Here is a 19,038-nt window from a genome sequence, read left to right on the forward strand (position 1 = left end):
GCCGAGGTAACATCGTGCACCGGAGGGCCGCTGACCTTATGAAGTCTCACGACCTGGTCGACACGACCGAAATGTACCTGCGCACCATCCTCGAGCTGGAAGAAGAGGGGGTGCCACCGCTGCGTGCCCGGATCGCCGAGAGGCTGCAGCAGAGTGGCCCCACAGTGAGCCAGACCGTCGCCCGGATGGAGCGCGACGGCCTGCTCACAGTCGAGGGAGACCGGCACCTGACGCTCACCGCACTGGGTCGCGGCAGCGCCGTGTCCGTGATGCGCAAGCACCGCCTCGCCGAACTGCTGCTGGTCAACGTCATCGGGATGCCCTACGAGGAGGCCCACGAGGAGGCCTGCCGCTGGGAGCACGTGATGAGCGACGCGGTGGAGAAGCGGGTCTACGACCTGCTCAACCGGCCGACCCGTTCCCCGTACGGCAACCCGATCCCCGGGCTTCAGGAGCTGGGTTCGCCGGCTGCGGAGACCACCGAGGCCGCCGAGGGCGAGCGCAACCTGGCCTTCCCCGGCCTTTCCGGGTCGGTAGTGGTGCGCCGGATCTGCGAGAGCGTGCAGAAGGACGCCGACGTGCTGCGCCAACTGCACGCCGCCGGTGTCGACCCGGGTGCCACTGTGACAGTGGCCCAGGAACGCGACGGGGTGTCGATCGACCGCTCCGGTGACCGGGTGCGGCTGCCCCGTGAGGTCGCCTCCCGGGTCTTCGTCGCCGCCAACTGAGCGAACGGGCTGAGCAACCGGGCATCCGGGCGTCACAACGCCCGGGTGTCCACCTTTTTCGCCAACGCGGTCAGGTCACCGGTCAGCTTCTCCACCACTGAGCGCTCACTGCCACGGGCAGTGGTCCAGCTCACCGTGGCCAGCCGTCCGTCGCCGGCCAGCCAGCCCACCTCGGCGACCGGCCCGTGCCCGCTCGCCGCGGCGGTGGTCCGCTTGTACGCCTGCTGGCCCAGCCCGGTGACCTTCGCCGCCTTGTCCGGCACCACGTCCGCGCCGAAGCTGGCCTTGTCGACAGTGGTCTCGGTCACGCTGAGCGTCAACTCCGGCAGGGTGGCACCCGCGGCCCGGACCACACAGGTGTGGGTGTCGCCCTGTTCGCTGGCCGCCGCCACGTCGAAGCGGACCTTCACCACCTGCTCGATCACCGCGAAGTCCAGCAGACGGCAGGCGCCGCCCGAGGAGGCCGCCGCCACGTCCACAGCGATCGGCACCGGCGGCGGCACCGCCACCGGTTCCGCCTCGTCGGCACAGCCACTCACCAACAGCCCGGCCAGCCCGGCGACCACGATCCGACCGCGCACACTCCACCCTCTCGCCGAACCGACGGCGGAAGGCGCCCGCCAGATGTCCGTCGGACACCGTACGGGGTGTCGGTGTCGCGCGGAAGTCCTCGTCCACGCCTATTCCGAGGGTGGATCATCCACGTACGGACAGTGCCGGCAGCCGCGCCCACAGCACGTGCCCCGGCGGGCCAGGAAACCGGCGCTGAGCACGAACAGCCCGCTCGCCGGGTCGAGGTAACCGGCCTCACCGGCCGCCAACGCGGCGGTGTGCGCGGCGAGGATCCGGGCCCGGTCGGGATGGTCGGACGGCAGCCGGGACGGGTGCGGCTCGGTGAGCGGCCGGTCGGCCAGGGGTAGTCGCTCTCCGGTCACCGCAGCAGTCTAGGGACGGTTCGTGGTCGGCCTTCCGCTGCCTGGGGCGAGACATACCCTCGGCGTCGTCGCGGCGACCGGTCGTTTCGTCGTACGGTCCGACGACGATCGGGGTTCGACACCCGTCGACGCATACGGAGGAGACGCAATGCGAAAGATCGTTGTGCAGATGAGTCTGTCGTTGGACGGGTTCTTCGAGGGCCCCGGCGGCGACATCGGCTGGCACCAGGTCGACGAGGAGTTGCACCAGCACTTCAACGACGTGATCGCCCCGATGGGCGGGTTCCTCAGCGGCCGGGTCAGCCACGAGATGATGGCCGCCTACTGGCCGACCGCCGATCAGGACCCGGCCGCCAGCGGCCCGGAGCGCGAGTTCGCCCGGATCTGGCGGGACATGCCGAAGATCGTCTACTCGCGCACCCTCGACCACGCCGACTGGAACGCCACTGTCGTACGCGAGGTCGACGTCGAGCAGGTCCGCAAGCTCACCGCCGAAGCGGGCGGAGACCTGGCGCTCGGTGGGGCCGACCTGGCCGCGACGTTCGCCCGGCACGACCTGATCGACGAGTACCGGATCTACGTCCACCCGGTGCTTGTCGGTAGGGGCCGTCGACTCTTCCCCGACACCGAGACTCCGACCGGTCTGCGGCTGGTGGAGAGCCGGGTCTTCGGCAACGGGGTGGTCCTGCTCCGTCACCAGAGGGTCCGCTGACCGATGAGCGCAGCGGCTTGAGTCTCCACCGGGGGGAGACACGCGGGTGGAGGCATGAGCGGGGAGACGCATCACACGATCGGCGAGCTGGCCCGGCGGACCGGCCTGACCGTCAAGACCATCCGGTACTACGCCGACAGCGGGATCGTGCCCCCGACGGACCGGAGCCCGGCCGGCTACCGCCGGTACGGTCCGGCGGACGTGGCCCGGTTGGAGCTGGTCCGGACACTGCGTGAGCTGGGCCTGGACCTGGCCACCATCCGGCGGGTGGTCAACCAGGAGGTGACAGTGCCCGAGGTGGCCGCCGCGCACGCCGAGGCGCTGGCCGTGCAGATCCGGGTGCTGCGGCTGCGCCAGGCGGTGCTCACCGTCGCGGCGAGGCGCGGGTCGGGCCCGGCCGAGGTGGACGAGCTGCACCGGCTGGCCCGGCTCACCGCCCGGGAACGGGGGCAGTTGGTGGCCGACTTCCTGGCAAGCGTCTTCGCCGGTCTCGGCGACCAACCCGCGTACCCGGGTGTGATCGTCTCGATGACACCGGAGCTTCCGGACGACCCCAGCATCGAGCAGGTCGAGGCGTGGCTGGAACTGGCCGAGCTGTGTCGGGAGCCGGAGTTCCGGGCCGGGATGCGGCAGCTGGTCCGGCAGCACGCCGCCGACCACGACGTGCCGGGTTTGCCCCGCCCGGACGCCGTCGCTGTGGTCCGGGACGCGGTGGCCCACGCCCTCGCGGCCGGTCTCGACCCGACCAGCCCGGACGCCGACCCGGTGGTCGCAGCCGTCACCGGCCGGTACGCCAGCCTGCGCTGTCACTCCGACGACGCCGACCTGCGTCGGCGGTTGCTCGACCGGCTGGTGCCGGCCAACGATCCCCGCCGGGACCGCTACCTCGACCTGTTGGCGGTGATCAACGGCTGGTCGACAGGCGACGCGACGGCGCCGGCGGTGGACTGGTTCATCCGGGCCCTGCGCGCCCGGATGCCCGAGCTGACCCGTTGAGCTGACCGATAGTGGCGTCAGCCGAACCAGGTCATCGCCTGGCCGTGGCCCCTCGCCCAGGCCAGCGGCTTCCCGTCGAGCGCGAGAACGTTGTACAGCGCATCGTCGGGTGGCTCGGGCAACGCGTCGTACCGGAGCACCTCCGGCCCCTCGTTCGCGACCCAGTGCCCCGGCAGCTCGCGGACCAACCGGACGAACGCGTCCCGGCGCGGCGGCGGCACCTGATAGAGCACCGACGTGTGGAAGACCACGAGCGTCGCGTCGGTCGGCGCTCGCGCGGCCAGCGCCGGCAGGTCGTCCACCAGGTCGCCGCGGACCAGCAGCGGCGGGTCGGCGGCGGCGACGGCCGCCGCGGCGCGCAGCCGGGCCCGCCGGTGGGCGTGCTCCGGCCAGATCAGCGCGTCCAACCAGGACACGTCGTCGCTGTCGGTCACGTCGAGCGGGTTGAGGTCCAGGCCGGCCCGCCACACCACCCGGGGTACGCCTCCCGGCGGCACCAACCCGTCGGCCGCGCAGTCGAGGACCAGCTCACCGGAGCCGACCTGATGGTCGCCGTAGCGGTATGCGTACCGGTCGGGGTAGAGGCAGAGCCCGGCCGACGCACCGACCTCCAGCAGGGCGAGGGGCTGCGGCAACGCGGTGAGCACCGGCAGTAGGACAGCGCACCGGCCCGCCTCGTTCGTCTGGGTGGCCCGGGTGCGCATCTGCGTCTCGATGGCCGGCCAGTGCGTCACCACGTAGTCGTGGAACGCGGCCGGGTCGTCGACCGGGCCACCGAGCCAACGGACGACGCCGAACAGCAGATTCGGTTGCCGCTTGGCCGACGGAAGCCCGCCGAGCAGGGTGAGCAGCTCGTCGTCGCCGGCGACGGCCTGCGACAGGCGCTCGTACGTGGGCGACACCCCGCGCGCCTCGCGGCTGCCGAACTCGGCGTACGTCTCAGCGGTCGTCATGCCTCATCGTCGCAGCCCATTCCTCGGTATTTCAGCCCCCGTTCCCGTGCGCTGGCTCACCCGCCTCGTAGAGTGCTGCGGCGGCTGGACCGTTGAGCAGCAGCTCAGTCGGGGTGCGGGCAGGGGCAACGGGGAGGAACGTGTCGTGCGGGGTGACGGTGTCCGGGTACTGATCGTCGGTGGAGGTGTCGCCGGACTGGCGGCGGTGGCCGCGCTACGCGAGTGGGGCGCGACGATCGACGTGGTCGAGCGGGCCTCCGAGCCGACCGACTCCGGCACCGGCATCTACCTCACCGGCAACGCGACGCGGATGCTCGACGTACTCGGTCTGTGGGAGCCGGTCGCCGACGGCGCCGTGGAGGTCACCCGGCAGCGCAGCGCCAACCAGCGCGGGCGTCGCCTCTTCGACATCGACGTGGCCGCGCTGTGGCGGGGCGTCGGGCCGTGCGTGTCGCTGCCCCGGGCACAGCTGCACCGGGCGCTGCTCGACGGCGTCGGCGACGCCCCGATCCGCTGGGGCCGCCAGCCGGTCGCACTCCTGCAAGAGGGCGACCAGGTCGCCGTCGAGTTCGACGACGACAGCACCGGACGGTACGACCTGGTGGTCGGCGCGGACGGGGTGAACTCGACGGTCCGCCGACTCGCCTTCGACGGCCAGGTGGCCCGCGACCTCGGCCAGTACGCGTACCGGTGGGTCGCTCCCCGCGTCGACGACGAACCGGTCTGGTCGGTGCAGTTGGGTCGCGGCAGGCAGTTCCTGACCATCCCGATCAGCGCCGAGCAGACGTACTGCTACTACAACGACGGCCCGGTGGCCGACCGGCCCGGCTGGCGCGACGAGCTGGCCGCGACGTTCACCGAGCCGGTGGCCACCATGCTCAAGGCCCTCGACTACGACGACGGCACCCTGCACGCCGGGCCGAACCAGGAGGTCGTGCTCGAATCCTGGTCCCGGGGCCCGGTGCTGCTGATCGGCGACGCCGCCCACGCCACCTCGCCGAACATGGCCCAGGGCGCGGCGATGGCTCTGGAGGACGCGGTCGTGCTCGCGTTGTCGTTGGCCGCCGCCGATTCCGTCGCCGACGCGCTGCGTGGTTTCGAGGCGCGGCGTCGCCCGCGTACCAACTGGGTGCTCAGTCAGACCCACCGCCGGGACAGGGCCACCGGGCTCCCGCCCTCGCTGCGCGACCTGGTGATGCGCCGCCTCGGCGAGCAGATGTTCCGCTCGAACTACGGCCCCCTGTTCGCCCAGCCCTGACCGGTCCGAGGTGACCGGCCCGCTCACGGCAGCTGGCCCGGCCGGTCCACGATGGCGACGCGGAGTAGCGCGACAGCCGTGTGCAGGGACTCCTTGCCGTTGCGCACCACCGACCCACGGCGGCCCAGGAAGACGTGGGTGTCGCGGTCGAAGAGGAAGTCCTCGTTGCCACCGATCACGCCGGGCATCCGGATCGCCACCCCGTGTCGACCTGCGGCGTCCACCACGTCGCCCGATATGACGACCGCTCCGGGCTCCCGCGCCAGCAGTTCGAACAGCGCCGCCAGCGCTCGGGGCGGCACGTAGCCGTCGAGCATCGACCGCGCGGTGGTGTACACCATGCTCTCGTCCCCGTACACGGCCTCCTCATCGGCGCCTTCGGGGAGATGCAGGTCGACCGGGTTTTCCCCAAGGTATCGAAGCAGCTCATCCGGATCGGTGGGCAGGTTGCCGTGGTACGCGGGCGGCTGGAACGCGTCGAGATCCTTCGTGGGATCGGCGGCATCGCTCATCCGGAGCACCGTCAGCTCGCCCCACCCGTTCGGATCGGTCTCCGGTCGGTAACGTCCCTGCGTGTACGCGACCCCGCCGGCCGACTCCCACAGTTGGTTCCGAATGGTCTGGTAAGGGCCGCTGTCCGGCAGGTCCCGGATTGTCGCCAGGGATTCCGTGAAGACGTACTGATCGGGTCGGGCGGTGAGTTCCGGCTGCTGCCGGGCCGCGTCGGCGGCCAGATGGAAGATCTCCGACGCGCTGGCCGTCGGCGGCGGCTGGTCGCCCACCCTGACCGTCTGCACCACCAGCGCACCGGCGGTCAGCGCGACCGCCAGCCCGAACGCTCCGGCAAGGCGCCAACCGCGCAGAAACCGGGTACGCCGTCCGGCGAGACGGGCCGCCGACGCCATCTCGGCCCGCTGGGCGACGTGTGCGGTCAGATCCCTGAGGAGCTGCTCCTCGAAACCCTGCGGCGACCGTTCGGTCTCGTTCATCGTCATCTCCGTCTCATCAGGCGAGGGTGGTGACCGGGCGGGCGAGCACGGCGCGGACGACGCGGCGGGCACGATGCAGGCGGACCCGAGCGGCGACCGGTGACATCCCGAGCACCGTCGCCGCCTCCGCGACGGTGAGGCCGTCCACGGCGACGAGTTCGACGAGCGTCCGGGTGCCCTCGGGCAGCTCGCTCAGTGCCCGATGGGTGCGGCGGGCCGCCGACTCGGCGTCGATCCGCTCCTCGATCCGGGCGATGTCGTCGGGGCCCAGGTCCCGTCGTCCGGCCAGCCGTCCGGTCACCCGCAGCCGTTGGGCCGCCCGACGCCGCTCGTCGCCGATGACGTTGCGGGCCACCCCGTACAGCCAGCCGATCTGGCTACCCCGGTCCGGTCGGTACCCGGCCGCCGACTCGATCACCGCCAGGAACACGTCGGCGGTGAGGTCGGCGGCGAGGTGTGGGTCGTCGACCCGCCGCGCCACGAACCGGCCCACGGCCTCCAGGTGCCGCCGGTAGAAGACCTCGAAGGCCACCGGATCGGTTCCGATGCCGGAAATGTCGTCGTCGGCTCGGCTCGGCTCACTCACAGGCCGTCCTCCCTCGTAGCCTTCACACCCCTTCTTCGTAAGCCGGAGCGCGGGTGTTACCGAACAATCCGGTCCGTAGGGTGACGCCATGATCACCTGTGTCCTCCACTACACCATCGACCCCGCGCAGATCGACGCGTTCGAAGACTTCGCCCGAGCATGGATGCGGCTGGTGACCAAGCACGGTGGTGTGCACCACGGCTACTTCCTGCCCGCCGAGGGCGCCAGCGACAAGGCCGAGGCGCTGTTCAGCTTCGAGAGCCTGGCAGCGTACGAGCGTTACCGCGCACGGTTCGGCAATGACCCGGAGTTCGTCGCGGCTGACAGCATCCGCGAAAGCTCGGGTTGTGTCGTGCGGTACGAGCGAACGTTCATGCGCCCGCTCCTGCCAACTGATTGAGCCCACCCGGCCCTGTCGACGGCACCAACCCCGAAGAGCGGTATACCTCAGAGGCATATTTATGCCTCTGAGGTATACCGCCGACCGGCACCATGCCCCCGGCGTGAGCCTGCCCGGCGCTGACGGCGGCACTGCTGGTCCAATTGGGCAACCGCCCTGGTGATGCGGCATCATCGAACCACCGGCGACTGGCGGCACGGGGATGGTGGAACCATCGGGGAGCCTCTCGCGGGCGTCGACCGCCTGGGCGCCTGCGTCGAGGAACCATCATGACCACGACCAGCGAATCCACAGAACAGCACACCCCGTCGGGCACGGCCCGCCTGCTGCCGGGTGCACCCGTCGCCGAAGCCGTCCTGGCCGAGACCGCCGACGCAGCCGCCCGCCTGCGCAACCGCGGGATCACACCGAGCCTCGCCACCATCCTCGTCGGTGACGACGACGCCAGCGCCGGCTACATCGCCATCAAGCAACGTCAGGCTGCCGCGCTCGGGTTCGCGTCCCCGCACGTGCATCTGCCGGCCACCGCCACCCAGGCCGAGCTACACCAGACCATTGCCCGATTCAACAACGATCCGGCCGTACACGGGCTGCTCGTGCAGTACCCCGTTCCGGGGCACCTGGACTACGACGCGGCGTTGCTGACCATCGATCCGGACAAGGACGTCGACGGCATGCATCCGCTGAACATGGGGCGTCTCGCCGTCGGCCTGCCCGGCCCGCTGCCGTGCACTCCCGCCGGCATCGAAGCCCTGCTGGCCTACTACGAGATCCCCGTCGCCGGTCGTGAGGTCGTCATCCTCGGCCGCGGCGCCACCCTGGGCCGCCCCCTGGCCATGCTGCTCGCTCAGAAGCGCCCGACCGCCAACGCCGCCGTCACCGTCGTCCACACAGGTGTGCCCGACTGGGCCCGCTACACCCGCCGCGCCGACATCCTCGTGGCCGCCGCCGGCGTACCCGGGATCGTGGGGCCTGAGCACGTCAAGCCCGGCGCCGTCGTCATCGGCGCCGGCGTCCGCTACGAAGGCCGGCGCCTCCTACCGGACGTGGACGAAGCGTGCGCCGAGGTCGCCGGCGCCATCACGCCCCGGGTCGGCGGGGTCGGTCCGACCACCGTCGCGATGCTGTTCCGCAATGCGGTGCGCGCCGCCGAGCGAGCAAGCTAGATCACCCGCCGTCCCGGCTTCCCTGAGCCGATGGCCCGCCTGGCAGCCCACCGCGCAACACCCTGACGAGCGTGATGCCTGTGAGTCATCAAGATGACTCACAGGCATCACGGCCAACGACAACATGCCCTCCCGCGCGAACCTCCAGAGGACCCGGAAACGGCGCTGCCCCGACTCCCACGAGGGAGCCGGGGCAGCGCCGCGTTTCGCGTACGTCAGCTGCAGCCGCTGGTGGAGCCGCAGCCCTCGCAGACGTAGCAGCTACCGGCGGGGCGCATCTTCGTACCGCAGGTGAAGCAGAGCGGCGCGTCGGCGGCCTTGCCGATCACGGCCTCCAGCAGTTCGGTGCTGGAGCCCACGCTCGGAGCCGGCTTGGCGGCGGCCACGTCGGCCATCTCCTGGGCCGGCTGGGCGACAGCCTCCGGCTTGGCCGGGGTCGCCACCGGCGCGGACGACGCCATCGCGGTGAGCTCGGCGCCGGTGACGCCGGCAGCCTCCGCGTCGGCCTCGGCCCGCAGCTGCGCGGCCCGCTCCGTGGCGGTGAAGATGCCCAGCTCGGCGCGACGCTCGTAGGGCAGGAAGTCCAGCGCCAGGCGACGGAAGATGTAGTCCATCACCGAGGCCGCCATCCGCACGTCCGGGTCGTCGGTCATACCGGCCGGCTCGAAGCGCATGTTGGTGAACTTGCTGACGAACGTCTCCAGCGGCACGCCGTACTGGAGGCCGATGCTGATGGCCACCGAGAAGGCGTCCATCACGCCGGCCAGGGTCGAGCCCTGCTTGGACATCTTCAGGAAGACCTCACCGAGGCCGTCGTCCGGGTAGGACGACGCGGTCAGGTAGCCCTCGGCGCCACCAACGGAGAAGCTGACCGTCTCGGACGGGCGCTTCTTCGGCAGGCGCTTACGCACCGGCCGGTACTCGATGACCTTCTCGACAGCGGCCGGCGCGGCCGCTGCGGTCTCGACGGCGGCCGGCTCGGTGGCCTTGTTCGACTTGGCCACCGAGAGCGGCTGGCCGACCTTGCAGTTGTCCCGATAGATCGCCAGCGCCTTGAGGCCGAGCTTCCAGCCCTCGAAGTAGATCTTCTCGACGTCCTCGACGGTGGCCGCCTCCGGCATGTTGACCGTCTTGGAGATGGCGCCGGAGACGAACGGCTGGATGGCCGCCATCATCCGCACGTGACCCATCGGGGCGATCGTCCGCTCCCCCATGGCGCAGTCGAAGACCGGGTAGTGCTCCGGCTTGAGGCCGGGGGCGTCCACCACGTGGCCGTGGTCGGCGATGTGCTCGACGATCGCCTCGACCTGCTCCTCGGGGTAGCCGAGGCTGCGCAGGGCCCGCGGCACCGTCTGGTTGACGATCTGCATCGAGCCGCCGCCGACCAGCTTCTTGAACTTGACCAGCGCCAGGTCCGGCTCCACGCCGGTCGTGTCGCAGTCCATCATGAAGCCGATCGTGCCGGTCGGGGCGAGGACGCTCGCCTGCGCGTTGCGCCAACCGTTCTTATCACCGATCTTGTTGCCCTGGGTCCACTGCTTGGTCGCCTCGCGGACGATCGCGGTGGCCACCGGACTGGTCGGCTTGATCTCGTCGTTGGCCGCGGCGTGCTTACGCATGACCCGCTTGTGCGGCTCGGCGTTGCGGGCGTAGCCGTCGTACGGGCCGACGACGCCGGCCAGCTCGGCCGAACGGCGGTAGGCGGTGCCGGTCATCAGGGACGTGATCGACGCGGCGACCGAGCGGCCCTGGTCCGAGTCGTACGGCAGGCCGGTCGCCATCAGCAGGGCGCCCAGGTTGGCGTAGCCGATGCCGAGCTGCCGGTAGGCGCGGGACGTCTCACCGATCTTCTCGGTCGGGAAGTCCGCGAAGCAGATCGAGATGTCCATCGCGGTGATGACGAACTCGACGGACTTGACGAACTTCTCCACCTCGAAGCCACCGTCGGCGCGGAGGAACTTCATCAGGTTGAGCGAGGCCAGGTTGCACGAGGAGTTGTCCAGGTGCAGGTACTCCGAGCACGGGTTCGACGCGGTGATCCGCCCGGTCTCCGGGCAGGTGTGCCAGTCGTTGATCGTGTCGTCGTACTGCAGACCGGGGTCGGCGCACTCCCAGGCTGCCTGGGAGATGGAGCGGAACAGGTTCTTGGCGTCGACGGTCTCGATCACCGAGCCGTCCAGCCGGCCCCGCAGGTCGAAGCCCTTGCCGTTCTCGACCGCCGACATGAACTCGTCGGAGACCCGGACCGAGTTGTTGGCGTTCTGGTACTGCACGCTGACGATGTCGGAGCCACCGAGGTCCATGTCGAACCCGGCATCACGCAGCGCGCGGATCTTGTCCTCCTCGCGCGCCTTCGTGACAACGAACTCCTGAATGTCCGGGTGGTCGACGTCGATGATGACCATCTTGGCCGCCCGGCGGGTCGCGCCGCCGGACTTGATGGTGCCGGCGGAGGCGTCCGCGCCGCGCATGAAGCTGACCGGGCCGGAGGCGTTGCCGCCGGAGGAGAGCAGCTCACGGGACGAGCGGATCCGCGACAGGTTGACCCCGGAGCCGGAGCCGCCCTTGAAGATCAGCCCCTCCTCCTTGTACCAGTCGAGGATCGAGTCCATCGAGTCGTCGACGGCCAGGATGAAGCAGGCACTGACCTGCTGCGGCGACGGCGTGCCGACGTTGAACCAGACCGGCGAGTTGAAGCTGAACACCTGGTTCAGCAGCATCCAGGTCAGCTCGTGCGCGAACACCTCGGCGTCGGCCGGGCTGGCGAAGTAGCCGTACTCCTCACCCGCGGTGCGGTAGGTGGTGACCACCCGGTCGATCAACTGCCTGAGCGACCACTCCCGCTCCGGGGTCCCCACCGCTCCCCGGAAGTACTTGGTGGTCACGATGTTCGCCGCGTTGACGCTCCACGACTCCGGGAACTCCACCCCACGCTGCTCGAAGTTGATCGAGCCGTCCCGCCAGTTCGTCATCACGACGTCACGGCGCTCCCAGGAGACCTCGTCGTACGGGTGGACCCCCTCGGTCGTCCACACCCGCTCGATCTTCAGCCCCGCGCCTGCCTTGCTTCGTGAACGGCTAGTAGTCACGCCGTCGCCCCCCTCGTCTGCGCGGTCACCCACCGCGCGTCCCAATCTCTTGAAAAACCGTGAAGTCTCAGCTGGTACGGCCGGCGGCCTCAACCGCATCGGCCCGGCCCTGCTCCCGGGCTCGCGCCGCGGCCCGCAACGTCTCGATCTCGCGCTCGAAGTCGGCGAGCGAGTCGAACGAGCGGTAGACGCTGGCGAACCGCAGGTAGGCGATCTCGTCCAGGTCGCGTAGCGGACCCAGGATCGCCAGGCCCACGTCGTGGCTGGGGATCTCGGCGGCCCCCTTGGCCCGGACCGTCTCCTCCACCCGCTGCGCGAGCAGCGCGAGCGAGTCGTCGTCCACCGGCCGGCCCTGGCACGCCTTACGCACCCCGCCGATGATCTTCGTGCGACTGAACGGCTCGGTCACCCCGCTGCGCTTGACGACCGCGAGGACCGCCTCCTCGACGGTGGTGAACCGCTTGCCGCACTCCGGGCAGGACCGCCGCCGTCGGATGAGCTGGCCGTCGTCGGCCTCCCGCGAGTCGACCACCCGGGAGTCAGCGTGCCGGCAGTACGGACACCGCATCGCCCACCTCCAAATAATGATCAACCGCGAGCACACCGGAACACACCCCCGGGCACGACTCACCACGACGGTGCCATCCTCGGATGACGCCCGCCGTGATCGACGTTACGGGAGTGCGGTCGGTAGTCAGACCCAACCTGTAGGCAACTTACGCCCGTGTCACTACTACATCTAGGGGTACGACCGTATGTCGCTGCGGAAGCCGGGTCAAGTTGGCCGGCGTGTCCGGCGCGTCACGGACCAACCGGTCACCCACGCACCGCACAACACCCGAAGACCCAACGTCACGATGCCGCTCGGGTTACCGGCCAACCGGCCGAACACGGCCGGAAAATGATCCAGGATCGAACACCAGTGCTACCTGACGTACCATTTATCAGAACATCCGTACGACCGGAGCGCTTTTTCACCCCGACACGCCGGTGAGAGGTCGTACAGATGTTTGAAAATGACTGATCTCACCTATACGGTCATGAACAACGTGGCACCACCGCACGCACCACGAGCCGACGAGGCACCCAGCGCCGACCAGGGAGGACGGACGTGACCGAGGACCGGGCCAGCCGGCCGAAGAGCCCGCAGCAGATCACCGAGGCGGGCCCGCCGGCCACCCGACGCCGCAGCGCCGCGCGCAGCCGGACGGGTCAGCCCGCCGTGCGTCCGGTCACCCCGGTGGTCAGCGCCTTCCCCGACCCGGCGACGGTTGACCTGACCGCCCGGCAACGGCGCATCCTGGAGTTCATCCGCAACTGGGTGGAACGTCACGGCTACCCGCCGAGCGTCCGCGAGATCGGCGAGGCGGTCGGCCTGGTGTCGCCGTCCAGCGTCGCCTACCAGCTCAAGGAGCTGGAGAAGAAGGGCTTCCTGCGCCGCGACCCGAACCGGCCGCGCGCGGTGGACGTCCGCGCCCCCAGCGAGGCGATCGACGACGAGCTGTCGAGGGCACAGCGGCCCACCCCGGCGTACGTGCCGATGCTCGGCCGGATCGCCGCCGGCGGGCCGATCCTCGCCGAGCAGGCAGTGGAGGACATCTTCCCGCTCCCCCGCGAACTGGTGGGTGAGGGCGAGGTCTTCATGCTCCAGGTCAAGGGCGACTCAATGCTCGACGCGGCGATCTGCGACGGCGACTGGGTGGTCGTCCGGCAGCAGCCGACCGCCGACTCGGGCGAGATCGTGGCCGCCATGCTCGACGGCGAGGCGACAGTGAAGACCTACCGGCGGCGCGACGGGCACGTCTGGCTGATGCCGCAGAACCCGGCCTTCGATCCGATCCCCGGCGATGACGCCACCATCATGGGCCGGGTCGTGGCGGTGCTACGCCGGATCTGACCTTGGCGGGTGGGTGCCGACGGCGCTCACCCGCACCACTCGTCAGGGCGGGTGAGCGCCTCAACGTCGATCAGTAACGGTCGCCTCGGGGACCGCGACCGCCCCCGGGATACTGCCCGTACGGGTCCACAGGCGCGTCGTCGTCACGTCGGCGGCCGGGCCGCTGGCCACGGTGGTCGGGCTCCTGCCCTCCGCGCCGGGGCGGCTCCGCGCGACCGGGCTGACCGCCGTCGCCGCCGTAGACGCCACCGCCAGGACGGCCACCACCGCCCTGCGGACGACCGCCACCACTGGCCGGGGGACGACCGCCACCACCAGCCGGGGGACGACCGCCACCACTGGCCGGGGGACGACCACCGCCACCAGCCGGGGGACGACCACCGCCACCAGCCGGGGGACGACCGCCACCGCCGTAAACGCCTGGACCGCCGCCGTCCGGTCGCGCCGCACCGTAGCCGCCGTCAGCCGAGGGCGGCCGGCCGCCGCCGCCGCCGTACACGGCACCACCCGCCGGGGCCGGGCCGCCACGAGCCGCACCACCCGCCGGGGCCGGGCCACCGCGACCCGCACCGCCGCCGTAGACCGCGCCGCCGGCCGGCGCGCCACCCCCGTAGACACCACGCCTGCGGTCGTCGTCGGCCGGGAACCCGTCAACGGCGCGGCCGGCGCGCGGGCCGAACGGTTCACCGTCCGGCTCCGACGGGTCGGACTCGTCAGCGGTCGGCGGCCGACGGCGGGCGCGAACGATGCCGAAGATTCCGGCGGCGACCAGCAGAAGGCCGATCAGCCCGACCGCCCCGACCAGGTACGTGATGTCGTCGAGGCTCAGCCCGTCGGTCCAGGACTTCGAGGCGGCCGGCTTGCCGCCGTCCTCGGCACTCAGCGGCGCGGCGGTCGACGTGGACGGGGTGTAGCCGAGGATGTCGACCGGCTCGTCTTCGGTGAACCGGCCCGCGTCGGAGACGGTGAGGAACGACTTTCCGTCCGAGGTGTAGCTGATGGCCTCGCCGAACGGGTCGGCCAGCGGCGTCACCCGCGGCTTGCCGGTGGTGAGCGCGCCCACGATGTCGCCACCGGTCACGTCGAACTCGAAGGCGTCCGCGTACGTGCGCAGAACCACCCGGGAGCCGTCCGGTGCCCTCGATGCGCCGGTGATGGCAATCCGGCCGAACGTGTTGAGGGTGTTCTCCGTCTGGGTCTTCGGCAGCGTGAGCTCGCCGGCCTTACGCATCGGCACCGGGTCGGTGTCGCCGCTCTTGAGGGCCGCCGACGGCGTGTAGATCTCGGCCTTGCCACTGGTCACCTTGGTGATGATCAGCGGTTTTCCGTCGTCGCCGATGAGCAACGCCTCAGCGTCGTGCGGTTTGGCCTCCGGGTAGGAGAGCCGGTGCAGCGTCGGCTGCTTGGCGCCGGTGACCGGCATCGACCAGAGTGCGACGCGGCTGCGGCGCTCCTTCGAGTCGGGGTTGTCACCGGTGTCGGCGATCCAGAGGGTGCGGCCGTCCTTGGACAGGGCGAGATCCTCGGTGTCGAACGGACCCTGCCCCGAGTAGCGGACCGGCTCCTTCGAGATCTTGCACTTGCTGTCGAGGAAGAACACACGCTTGCGCGCCGCGACGTCGGTGCCGTCGTTGATGACGATGTAGCCACTCTTGGTGGCCACCAGCCCGGACAGCTCCCGTAGGCGCTCGTCGGCGATCGTGCATCGCTTCTGGCCAGGGTTCGCTGCGGGCGGCCCGGACGCCCCAGGGGCGGGAGCCGCTGCGGCGACTCCGGCGAGCGCCACGGTTGCCCCGAGCAGGCCGAGGGCAACCGTGACCGAGGAAACAACGCGGCGCATTCGGCCAGTGTCGCATGCCGCGCGTTTCCGGTGGATGACGCCGTGGCCGCTCAGGACCGGCTGCCGGCCGCCTGCCCCTGCCGCTCCACGTCGAAGGCCGTCAGCTCCGCCGCAAGCTCCGCGCCGACGCGGACGTGCAGCAGAGTGCCCTCCGGCAGGTGCGACGTGCTGAGCACCTCACCAGTGCGGTGCGCCCGAGCGACCAGGTCACCCCGGTCGTACGGCAGCACGGCCCGGACCTCCACGGCCGGACTCGGTAGCCGCTCCTCGATCGCCGCGCGCAGCTCGTCCATGCCGCGCCCCGAGTGCGCGGACACGAAGATCGCGTCCGGCCAGAGCCGCTTGAGCCGCAGCAGAGTGTCCTCGTCGGCCGCGTCGGTCTTGTTGACCACCAACAGCTCGGGAAGCCGGTCCGCGCTGACCTCGGCAAGCACCGCGTGGACCGCCCGGACCTGCTCCTCCGGATCCGGGTGGGTGCCGTCCACGACGTGCACCACCAGATCCGCCTCCGCGACCTCCTCCAGCGTCGAACGGAACGCCTCGACGATCTGGTGCGGGAGGTGTCGGACGAAGCCGACGGTGTCGGAGAGGGTGTAGAGCCGCCCGTCCGAGGTGGTGGCCTTGCGGGTCGTCGGGTCCAGCGTGGCGAACAGCGCGTTCTCCACCAGCACGCCCGCGCCGGTCAGCCGGTTGAGCAGGCTGGACTTGCCGGCGTTGGTGTAGCCGGCGATGGCGACCGCGGGAACGGAGTTGCGGGAACGCCGGGCACGCTTGGTCACGCGGACCGTCTTCATGCTCTTGATCTCACGACGCAGCCGGGAGATGCGGTGACGGATCCGCCGCCGGTCGGTCTCCAGCTTGGTCTCACCGGGACCACGAACACCCACACCGCCACCGGCGCCCCCACCGCGGCCGGAACCACCGGTCTGCCGGGAGAGCGTCTCACCCCAACCGCGCAGTCGGGGCAGCAGGTATTGGAGCTGGGCCAGCTCGACCTGCGCCTTACCTTCCTTGCTCTTGGCGTGCTGGGCGAAGATGTCGAGGATCAGCGCGGTGCGGTCGACGACCTTGACCTTGGTGCGCTGCTCCAGGTTGCGCAGCTGCGACGGGGACAGCTCACCGTCACAGATGACCGTGTCGGCGCCGGTGGAAAGCACCACCGCGCCAAGGTCGTCGACCTTGCCACGGCCGATGTACGTGGCCGGGTCGGGTCGGGTACGACGTTGGATGAGCCCTTCGAGCACCTGCGAACCGGCGGTCTCGGCCAGCGCGGCGAGCTCGGTCAACGAGTTTTCCGCGTCGGTGACAGTGCCTTCGGTCCAGACGCCCACCAGGACGACCCGCTCCAGCCGCAGCTGGCGGTATTCCACCTCGGTGACGTCGGTGAGCTCGGTTGACAGGCCCGGGACGCGTCGGAGGGACTGCCGCTCCGACAGCTCCATCTCGCCGGTGGTGACGTCGTCGAGCTCGTCCTCGACGGGGACAAAGCTCTCCTGGTCTCGCAAGCGGTTCTCCTGTCCGTTTTGATAAGTAGAACGTAATCCTGACATGACACAACGCCGAACGCACCTGCTATATGCCCATGGTGAAGGTCGCCAAAAGTGGGGGCGAATGCTGGTCGGCCGCGACAACCCGGTAGAAATGCGGGCGGCGGCCGAACGGCCGCACAGCCGTTACGGAGGGATCCCGTGGCCATCACCCGACTGCCCAGCGCCGGATTTTCGATCACCATCCGGATCGCCGTGACCGCGGACGCCTCCTCGATCGGCCGACTCACCACCTCCGTCGGCGAGGCCGGGGCGATCGTCACGGCGCTGGACGTGGTGGACTCGGACCCGACCCACGTGATCGTCGACCTGACCTGCGACACCGCCGACGCCGGGCACGCCGACCAGGTGGTCGACGCGCTGACCGCGCTGGATGGCGTGGACGTCCGCAAGGTGTCGGACCGGACGTTCCTGCTGCACCTTGGCGGCAAGATCGAGGTGACCTCAAAGGTCGCGCTGCGCAACCGCGACGAGCTGTCGCGCGCGTACACCCCGGGGGTGGCCCGGGTCTGCATGGCGATCGCCGAGAACCCGGCCGACGCCCGGCGACTGACCATCAAGCGCAACACCGTCGCTGTGGTCAGCGACGGCTCGGCGGTGCTCGGCCTGGGCAACCTCGGGCCGGCCGCGTCGCTGCCGGTGATGGAGGGCAAGGCCGCGCTGTTCAAGCGTTTCGGCGGGGTGGACGCCTGGCCGGTGGTGCTGGACACCCAGGACACCGACGAGATCGTGCAGATCGTCAAGGCGATCGCGCCGGCCTACGGCGGCATCAACCTGGAGGACATCGCCGCGCCGCGCTGCTTCGAGATCGAGGCCCGGCTGCGCGAGGCGCTGGACATCCCGGTCTTCCACGACGATCAGCACGGCACCGCGATCTGCGTGCTGGCCGCGCTGACCAACGCGCTGCGGGTGGTGGGCAAGCGGCTCGAGGACGTCCGGGTGGTCGTCTCCGGAGCCGGCGCGGCCGGCACCGCGATCATGAAGCTGCTGCTGCGCCAGGGCGTCGGCGACATCATCGCGTGCGACCGGGAGGGTGCCCTGCACCGTGGGCTGACCGGGCTCAACTCGGCGTGGCAGTGGCTGGCGGAGAACACCAACAAGGAGAACTACTCGGGCGACCTGCCCGGTGCCATCCGTGGCGCCGACGTGTTCATCGGGGTCAGCGCGCCGAACCTGCTCACCGGCGACGACATCGCGCAGATGGCGAAGGACTCGATCGTCTTCGCCCTGGCCAACCCCGACCCGGAGGTCGACCCACGGGAGGCGCGCAAGCACGCCGCAGTGGTCGCTACCGGCCGCTCGGACCAGCCGAACCAGATCAACAACGTGCTCGCGTTCCCCGGGGTGTTCCGCGGCATGCTGGACGCGCACGCCGAGGAGTTCACCGAGGAGATGGCCCTCGCGGCCGCCCGGGCCATCGCGGACGTGGTCGGCGAAGAGAAGATCAACCCGACGGTGATCGTGCCGAGCGTGTTCGACTCCCGGGTCGCCCCGGCGGTCGCCGCCGCCGTGCGCGCCGCCGCGCACAACCCGAGCCCGCTCCCGGCCGCCGACCCCGGCCCCGCCGACCTCCCCGAGATCGCGGCAAGCGCCAGCGCCACCCCGTAACGCGCCAACGGCCACCCCCACCGACCGCGCCGTTGATCAAGAGGTTTGCGTCAGGAAGTACGCGAAACCTGACGCAAACCTCTTGATCAACACGGGTGGGGGGTGGGGGTGGGGGTGGGGCGCGGGGGGGGGGGGGCTGTTAGGGGCGGAGCGCTGTTGGGTTCAGCTCGCCGGTGGCCACCAGGACGGCGGGGCCGGAGAGCCAGCAGGAGTCGGCGGTGACCGTCACCGTGAGGCGGCCTCCGGGCACGTCGACCGCGACCACGCCGGTGTTTCGCCCGGCGTCGCGCAGCGCCACGGCACCCACCGCGCAGGCACCGGTGCCGCAGGACAG

Annotated in this window: 17 protein-coding genes, 1 pseudogene and 1 riboswitch; of the genes and pseudogenes, 8 read left to right on the plus strand and 10 right to left on the minus strand. The window is 70.6% G+C overall.

Features of this window, described 5'->3' with window-relative positions; all coding sequences use genetic code 11:
• The first annotated feature begins 38 nt into the window (after window positions 1-38).
• The gene (locus tag NIE111_RS05770; protein WP_091400569.1) at window positions 39-728 is read left to right on the plus strand and encodes an iron-dependent transcriptional repressor DtxR; all 690 of its coding nucleotides are present in this window, start codon (window positions 39-41) and stop codon (window positions 726-728) included.
• A gap of 32 nt (window positions 729-760) precedes the next feature.
• Here the strand turns inward: NIE111_RS05770 and NIE111_RS05775 are convergent, their stop codons facing one another.
• Entirely contained in the window at window positions 761-1,309 is a 549-nt protein-coding gene (locus tag NIE111_RS05775) for a hypothetical protein (RefSeq protein WP_238683372.1), read from the minus strand.
• Window positions 1,310-1,408: 99 nt separating this feature from the next.
• Window positions 1,409-1,663 (minus strand): DUF5522 domain-containing protein, encoded by a 255-nt coding sequence (locus tag NIE111_RS05780; protein WP_238683373.1) that lies wholly within the window; start codon window positions 1,661-1,663, stop codon window positions 1,409-1,411.
• Window positions 1,664-1,811: 148 nt separating this feature from the next.
• Between NIE111_RS05780 and NIE111_RS05785 the strand changes: the two genes are divergently transcribed.
• Together NIE111_RS05785 and NIE111_RS05790 are read left to right on the plus strand one after the other, a co-directional pair.
• Complete coding sequence (locus tag NIE111_RS05785; protein ID WP_238683374.1) at window positions 1,812-2,375, plus strand: dihydrofolate reductase family protein; 564 nt, start codon at window positions 1,812-1,814, stop codon at window positions 2,373-2,375.
• Window positions 2,376-2,429: 54 nt separating this feature from the next.
• Window positions 2,430-3,371: a MerR family transcriptional regulator gene (locus NIE111_RS05790; RefSeq protein WP_238683375.1), complete on the plus strand. Its 942-nt coding sequence runs from the start codon at window positions 2,430-2,432 to the stop codon at window positions 3,369-3,371.
• A gap of 17 nt (window positions 3,372-3,388) precedes the next feature.
• Here the strand turns inward: NIE111_RS05790 and NIE111_RS05795 are convergent, their stop codons facing one another.
• Window positions 3,389-4,324: a DUF2332 domain-containing protein gene (locus NIE111_RS05795; protein ID WP_238683376.1), complete on the minus strand. Its 936-nt coding sequence runs from the start codon at window positions 4,322-4,324 to the stop codon at window positions 3,389-3,391.
• A 145-nt stretch (window positions 4,325-4,469) separates the two neighbouring features.
• Here NIE111_RS05795 and NIE111_RS05800 point away from each other — a divergent pair, with 145 nt between their 5' ends.
• A complete protein-coding gene (locus NIE111_RS05800; protein ID WP_238683377.1) occupies window positions 4,470-5,582 on the plus strand; it encodes an FAD-dependent monooxygenase in 1,113 nt (370 codons plus the stop codon).
• A 23-nt stretch (window positions 5,583-5,605) separates the two neighbouring features.
• On the opposite strand, the gene NIE111_RS05805 is transcribed toward NIE111_RS05800, so the two are convergent.
• Together NIE111_RS05805 and NIE111_RS05810 are read right to left on the minus strand one after the other, a co-directional pair.
• Window positions 5,606-6,577 (minus strand): CU044_5270 family protein, encoded by a 972-nt coding sequence (locus NIE111_RS05805; protein ID WP_238683378.1) that lies wholly within the window; start codon window positions 6,575-6,577, stop codon window positions 5,606-5,608.
• A 10-nt stretch (window positions 6,578-6,587) separates the two neighbouring features.
• Window positions 6,588-7,157, minus strand: a complete 570-nt coding sequence (locus tag NIE111_RS05810) for an RNA polymerase sigma factor (protein ID WP_238683379.1) — start codon at window positions 7,155-7,157, stop codon at window positions 6,588-6,590.
• Window positions 7,158-7,245: 88 nt separating this feature from the next.
• Between NIE111_RS05810 and NIE111_RS05815 the strand changes: the two genes are divergently transcribed.
• Both NIE111_RS05815 and NIE111_RS05820 read left to right on the plus strand, forming a co-directional pair.
• Window positions 7,246-7,557, plus strand: coding sequence for an NIPSNAP family protein (locus NIE111_RS05815; RefSeq protein WP_238683380.1), 312 nt, complete (start codon window positions 7,246-7,248; stop codon window positions 7,555-7,557).
• 174 nt (window positions 7,558-7,731) lie between these two features.
• Window positions 7,732-7,813, plus strand: a riboswitch (ZMP/ZTP riboswitch).
• A gap of 13 nt (window positions 7,814-7,826) precedes the next feature.
• Window positions 7,827-8,723: a bifunctional 5,10-methylenetetrahydrofolate dehydrogenase/5,10-methenyltetrahydrofolate cyclohydrolase gene (locus NIE111_RS05820; RefSeq protein WP_238683381.1), complete on the plus strand. Its 897-nt coding sequence runs from the start codon at window positions 7,827-7,829 to the stop codon at window positions 8,721-8,723.
• Between the two features lie 215 nt (window positions 8,724-8,938).
• Here the strand turns inward: NIE111_RS05820 and NIE111_RS05825 are convergent, their stop codons facing one another.
• Complete coding sequence (locus tag NIE111_RS05825) at window positions 8,939-11,812, minus strand: vitamin B12-dependent ribonucleotide reductase (RefSeq protein WP_372488285.1); 2,874 nt, start codon at window positions 11,810-11,812, stop codon at window positions 8,939-8,941.
• Between the two features lie 67 nt (window positions 11,813-11,879).
• Window positions 11,880-12,380 (minus strand): transcriptional regulator NrdR, encoded by a 501-nt coding sequence (gene nrdR / locus NIE111_RS05830; protein ID WP_091400542.1) that lies wholly within the window; start codon window positions 12,378-12,380, stop codon window positions 11,880-11,882.
• A gap of 543 nt (window positions 12,381-12,923) precedes the next feature.
• On the opposite strand from nrdR, the gene lexA reads away from it, so the two are divergent.
• Entirely contained in the window at window positions 12,924-13,709 is a 786-nt protein-coding gene (gene lexA, locus NIE111_RS05835; RefSeq protein ID WP_030489395.1) for a transcriptional repressor LexA, read from the plus strand.
• A 70-nt stretch (window positions 13,710-13,779) separates the two neighbouring features.
• Here lexA and NIE111_RS05840 read toward each other — a convergent pair whose 3' ends face one another.
• Window positions 13,780-15,549, minus strand: coding sequence for a hypothetical protein (locus tag NIE111_RS05840; protein WP_238683383.1), 1,770 nt, complete (start codon window positions 15,547-15,549; stop codon window positions 13,780-13,782).
• Between the two features lie 50 nt (window positions 15,550-15,599).
• The gene (hflX, locus tag NIE111_RS05845; protein WP_238683384.1) at window positions 15,600-17,054 is read right to left on the minus strand and encodes a GTPase HflX; all 1,455 of its coding nucleotides are present in this window, start codon (window positions 17,052-17,054) and stop codon (window positions 15,600-15,602) included.
• A gap of 183 nt (window positions 17,055-17,237) precedes the next feature.
• Here hflX and NIE111_RS05850 point away from each other — a divergent pair, with 183 nt between their 5' ends.
• Window positions 17,238-18,704, plus strand: coding sequence for an NAD-dependent malic enzyme (locus NIE111_RS05850; protein WP_238683385.1), 1,467 nt, complete (start codon window positions 17,238-17,240; stop codon window positions 18,702-18,704).
• A 139-nt stretch (window positions 18,705-18,843) separates the two neighbouring features.
• On the opposite strand, the pseudogene NIE111_RS05855 reads toward NIE111_RS05850, so the two are convergent.
• Window positions 18,844-19,038: pseudogene (locus NIE111_RS05855) on the minus strand (diaminopimelate epimerase); the annotation flags it as partial.

The sequence above is a fragment of the Micromonospora hortensis genome (assembly GCF_022230935.1).
Lineage (GTDB): Bacteria > Actinomycetota > Actinomycetes > Mycobacteriales > Micromonosporaceae > Micromonospora > Micromonospora hortensis.